Source organism: uncultured Campylobacter sp., assembly GCF_938018035.1.
GTDB lineage: Bacteria > Campylobacterota > Campylobacteria > Campylobacterales > Campylobacteraceae > Campylobacter_B.
The window spans coordinates 1-5,669 of sequence record NZ_CALIJF010000391.1; the positions used below are offsets into that span (position 1 = coordinate 1).

4 protein-coding genes are annotated in these 5,669 nt (G+C 41.5%); all 4 read left to right on the forward strand.

What is annotated here, in order from left to right; all coding sequences use genetic code 11:
* Window positions 1-19: 19 nt before the first annotated feature.
* The 4 genes from Q0257_RS11855 (at window position 20) to Q0257_RS11870 (ending at window position 5,124) form a co-directional block, all read left to right on the forward strand.
* The gene (locus Q0257_RS11855; RefSeq protein ID WP_298025051.1) at window positions 20-1,000 is read left to right on the forward strand and encodes a hypothetical protein; all 981 of its coding nucleotides are present in this window, start codon (window positions 20-22) and stop codon (window positions 998-1,000) included.
* Window positions 1,001-1,372: 372 nt separating this feature from the next.
* Entirely contained in the window at window positions 1,373-2,812 is a 1,440-nt protein-coding gene (locus Q0257_RS11860) for an ankyrin repeat domain-containing protein (protein WP_298025053.1), read from the forward strand.
* A gap of 390 nt (window positions 2,813-3,202) precedes the next feature.
* Window positions 3,203-4,639: a catalase gene (locus Q0257_RS11865; protein WP_297944885.1), complete on the forward strand. Its 1,437-nt coding sequence runs from the start codon at window positions 3,203-3,205 to the stop codon at window positions 4,637-4,639.
* Complete coding sequence (locus Q0257_RS11870; protein WP_298025054.1) at window positions 4,636-5,124, forward strand: ankyrin repeat domain-containing protein; 489 nt, start codon at window positions 4,636-4,638, stop codon at window positions 5,122-5,124. Before Q0257_RS11865 ends, Q0257_RS11870 begins: the two co-directional genes overlap by 4 nt.
* The last annotated feature ends 545 nt before the right edge of the window (window positions 5,125-5,669 follow it).

Below are 5,669 nucleotides of genomic sequence, written 5' to 3' on the forward strand. Positions count from 1 at the left end.
TCGCTAGCAAGGGATAAGGATGAACGAAGCAAAGCCCAAAGAGTTAAAGAAAATTTTAAATGAACGGCGTCAAAATTTAGAGCAAGGCTCGGAGGGGAATTGTGACGCTCAAAATTTTGATGCCTTAAATTTTGATCTTTCAAAATTCGATACTTTAAATTTAAGTGCTTCAAATTTTGATGCCTCAGATTTAAACAATACAAATTCTAAAGTTTTGAATTTTAATAACGAAAATGTAGACGATCTAAATTTAAACGCAGAGTGCGGTAGAAGATTTCAAAATTTAGATTCCGATGATGTCGCTTCTAATAAAAATTCTAAAACTGGGGCTAGAGACTACGACAAAGAGCCGCTAGTAATTAAAAACTATGAAAAGTTTTTTGTTTATGCACGGCTTTTTATAATTCTTCCAGTATCGGGTCTGCCGCTACTTCTTATTCGAGATATTATAGACTTCGGATATATAGATACATACGAATATTTGCTGTCCTGTATAGCGCTATTACTGATCGCCGTTATTACTTATATCTTTACTGCAATACGCAATAAACGCGAAATAAAATTTACTAATCAATATATAGAATTTTTAGATAAAGGGGTCGTCAAAAGGCAGTGTAAGGTAGAAGAGGAGGCGTTGCGTAGAAATTTTTCAACGGAAAATTTTCGCGCCTCATCTTTTATTGTGCTAGTTGTGTTATGCGCCGGTTCTCTGGGTCTTTTCTTGGTGGCGTTAATTTTTATGTATATAATCAATATGCTTCTAAAACTAATCGTCTATTTCTATATTAACCGATCTTTAAAGGGATTTAAAATTTTTCCGTTTATAAAAGTCGCCAGACCTGGATATGGTAAGTATCTATATAATGCCGTTGCCATAGCGGCGCACTACTATTTGATTTATTTGTATAGCAGTGAAATTTACGACGAAGTTAGAGAGTATTTTCTACAGAAAAATATAAATATAGACTATATTAAAAAAGACTATACGGTTTTTATCTAGGAATATATACGAAGCGGGCGGCAAATTTTAAACTAAAATTTCAATATTTTATGGTAGCCGCCACTAAATTTCGTAGCAATACTGAGTGCAAATACAGCGTAAATTAGCGCTAAATTTTATGCGTAGAAGCGCTTGTTGAAATTCTAACCGCCTGTCGCTGGAATAAAATTTCGTCGGTAGAATTTTACCCGAGCGACATTTCTACACGGAATTCTATCGGTAAAATTTCGAAGGCAAAATTTGCGCCTAAACCCTCTTAAAACTCGCCCTGCGAATTCCGTCCGAGCGAAATTGCCTTGCGAAATTCCGTCCGTTTATATTCGGCTAAGCTCACACTCGGTAGTATTTGTCATTTTATTTGCGGAGGTTGTTTTGAAAGAGATAAAATCCAAGCTCATCATAGCGTGCTTGGTTGTTACGGCAGGCCTATTTTTCTTGATCGCAGGCGGTGCACTTATGGATAGATCCGAAACTCAGCCCGCACAAAATTCTACGGTGAGTCGCGCCACAACCTCCGGCAACTCCTCCAATCGGCCGCTAACGGACGAGGATCGCGCCGCAATAGCGAGGTACCGGTATGAAAGGCTGGGCGCCGAGTTAGATTTGGACGAGTGCGTAGTGCATGGCGATGAGCGAATGGAGTATTTCTGCAAGCTTTTGCGCTCCAAGGACACTGCGCGTATTTTAGCATTTATGCGAGAGCAGCGCATCACTGCGGGCGATCCGCTACATTTTGGCATAACGGCAATAATGTATTCTAGCTTTTACAACGATGCAAACACCACCGAGGAGCTGATCTATCACGGAGCGGATATCAACCGCACGGACGATTTTTCTCATTCGGCGCTGAGCTATGCTATCGAAAATAACTCTACCGCCGCCGCGGAAGTTCTACTTAAGCATGGAGCTAGCTTTTCTAGCGTTAAATATGTTCGTCCGTGGCTTGCGACTCCGGGATGCTGCGATGCCTATTTGGTCGCCGATACTAGCGATGCACAGGTAAGGACATATTACGGAACACCTAAAAGCGAGGGTACTAGCGCGGTATCTGATCCGCTCTATTACGCCGTAGCGGGTGGATTTTTGCAGATGACGGAGCTTATGCTTAGTAGCGGCGTAAGACCTGAGATTACCGCTTGGACGGACGATCATTGTATTGCTTTTACGCTCAAGCACCGTAAAGATGAGCGGCAGCCGAACTGCTCCATCTATCAGATGCTACCGCAGCGATATGACGCAAGTATGCTAAATCTGCTACTTAAATACGATTTAGCAGGGCTTCCGGGCGATGAGCGTATTCGAAAAAAATACGATGACTGCCGTAAGGATTTGGATACGTTGAGGAAGTATAAGAAAATATACCTAGAGCATATGGATGATTATTGTTACGATGAGATTATTTTGGTTTGGAGCTGGTTGGATAGCTTTAATTATGATATGGTCAGGTTTACTATGGCGGAGCAGCCAAAGGATTGGGAAAAGGGTGCAATCGGGTTTAACAGAGGTTCGCTGCCCGATCTTAATAGATGCGGCTCAGTAACACCCAATACGGCGCTACTTGGTATCTACGATACGCTTATAAAGCGCTATTCCGCGCTCTGCGGCGATGAGCTTAATGGCGCGAGCGGCTTTGATCTGGATAAATTTTTTAGATATTCGCACTTAAAAGGCTTGGAATTTGATCTTAAAATAGAGTATGAGGGCAAGGTGATAAGAGTGGAGGAGTACGATAAAATTTTAAGGCGCGATGCGTCTAAGCAGCTAGAGCAAGCGGGATCCAAGGCTAAGGATACCGCGTCTGCCAATGAATAAAATTTCGTAAAGCTTTTGGATATGATCGCTACGTATTTGACAAAATTTTATAAAATTTTAATGATTTTAAATTTGTCGTTTCTCTTTAATATCTTGATCATCGTAATCCTAGCTTCAAGTTATCATCGCCTTGTATTTGTGTGGTTATAGCATCTATACTTCTAAAAGATCGCGAAATATCATCTTTCTTATATTAATATGAGATAAATTTATATATAGCAGATCTCACAATTTATGAAATTCATAATGTTAAAGATGGGTTAGAAATATAAAATTTTAAAATATTACAAATTCTAAGGCTAAACTTTTATCAATAATTTTTATTATTTAATGAATATTTTAATTTATATGTGTATAATTATAAATAAATTTTATTAGAAAGGAATAAATATGAAAAAACTAACCACTACTTCGGGTAATCCTATCGCGGATAACCAAAACTCCCTTACCGCAGGCAGTCGCGGCGGTATAATGTTACAAGATTATCAGCTACTTGAAAAACTAGCTCATCAAAACAGAGAGCGTATCCCCGAGCGTGCCGTTCATGCAAAAGGTAGTGCTGCATACGGAACATTAGAGATTACGCACGATATCTCGCGATATACTAAAGCCAAAGTATTGCAAAAAGGCGAGAAAACAAGGCTGCTTTTGAGATTTTCTACCGTTGCCGGTGAAGCTGGAGCGGCTGATGCTGAGCGCGACGTAAGGGGCTTTGCGATTAAATTTTACACCAAAGAGGGCAACTGGGATTTGGTCGGAAACAACACTCCCGTCTTTTTTGTAAAAGACCCGTATAAATTCCCGGATTTTATCCACACGCAAAAGCGTGATCCCCGCACACACCTCCGTTCAAATGAGGCAGCATGGGACTTTTGGAGCTTAAGCCCTGAGAGTATGCATCAAGTAACCATCCTGATGAGTGACCGCGGTATTCCGGCAAGTTACCGTCATATGCACGGATTTGGTAGTCATACCTACAGCCTTATAAATGACAAGAATGAAAGATTTTGGGTTAAATTTCACTTCAAAACCCGCCAAGGCATTAAAAATTTAACCAACGCTCAGGCTTCACAGATCATTGCAAAAGATCGAGAGAGCAATCAACGCGATCTTTTTGAGAGTATAGAAAAGGGTGACTTTCCAAGCTGGGATTTTAAAATTCAAATAATGACTCTACAGCAGGCAAAAGAGGTCAAATTTAACCCCTTTGATCTAACCAAAACTTGGCCTCATAAGGAGTTCCCACTCATCGATGTGGGCGTCATGACGCTAAACGAAAATCCGAAAAATTATTTCAATGAAGTTGAGCAGGCTGCATTTAGTCCGTCAAATATAGTACCTGGTATCAGCTTTAGTCCCGATAAGATGCTGCAAGCAAGGATATTCAGCTACCCCGATGCTCAAAGATATCGTATCGGCACGCACTACGCGCAGCTAGATGTTAATCGTCCTGTAAGCGAGGTCAATACTTACGTCGTGGGCGGCGCGATGAATAACGGAATGTATGAGCTTGACGATAAGGCTTACTATGAGCCTAACAGCTTTGGCGGTGCCAAAGAGGATCGTGCTCTGCTAGAGCCTGATATAAGCATAGAAGGCGCGATGCAAAGATACGATCACAGAGTCGAGGATCAGGATTATTATTCGCAACCTAGAGCGCTTTTTGAGCTAATGAGTGACGAACAAAAATCGCAGCTTTTTAGTAATATCGCAGATAGCATGGAGGGTGTGAGCGAAGCGATAAAAGAGCGTGCGATAGGACATTTTGAAAAAATTTCCGCTGACTACGCAAATGGCGTAAGAGCCGCTTTGAAAGCAAAAAATTGACGAGCTTAACGCAGGCCGAGGAGCAAAGATATGGTGAGCTTTGCGCTATAGCGCTCGATTTTGCCAGGCGAGATGATGCTGACGAGCTAGAAAAGATGATAAAAGCCGGTCTTAGCGTAAATTTAAAATCCGCCAAAGGCGACACGCTTTTAATGCTGGCTAGCTACAATAACGCGCTAAAGACTGTAGATATGCTGCTCTCAAACGGCGCCAGAGTCGATGAGCGTAATGACCGCGGGCAAACCCCGCTCGCGGGCGCGGCCTTTAAAGGACATTTGGAGGTAGTCAAAGCTCTCGTAAATGCAGGTGCAGACGTAGAGGCTACGAGTGGTCTTGGTATGACACCCTATGCCTTTGCTGTGATGTTTGGTAGAAGTGAAACGGCAAAATTTTTACTAAGCAAGCGTAAAAAGCAGGGCTTGCTACAAAAACTGGCGGTTAAATTTTTAGGAATTTTCACCAAAAAGAGCGCGCGAGCGATTTAAATTTTTATGCGCCTTGATATTTGGCGGTTTAAAATTTGACGTATGTTTTGCTGTGCCTCCCATTTCGTCTGAATTTAGCAGGTCTTGTTGGCTTCGCTCGTGGGCTCAATTTTTACGATGAAGATTGGTATGATCTATTGCGATCCTTGTGGCAAGACTATAAATTTTCCTTTGAATCTTTGTAGAGTTTGTAAATTTTTAAGATTTTTCAGCGCGCTTGGAATTTTATTGATTTTTGGATCGAGCTTGTTTTGTAGCTGGATTTGGCTTAGTACTGCGGCTAAATTTTATAATTTTGGGTTCATCGATCGAGCCCTTTACGCCGAGCCGATTATTATATGTAGCCTAATTTTGATATCTTAAGGATCACGATTATAAGCTTTTAAATTCCATCTCCAGCTGTTTGCGCCAGTCTTGCAGCGAGCGCTCTGTGCCCGCGGCGTATTTTTCGATAAGTGCGTCCGTTTTACTTAGAAACTCAAATAGCTTGCCCTCCCACACGGCGGGGTTTAGGTTGCTTTGATGCATCGTTTTGATATAGACTA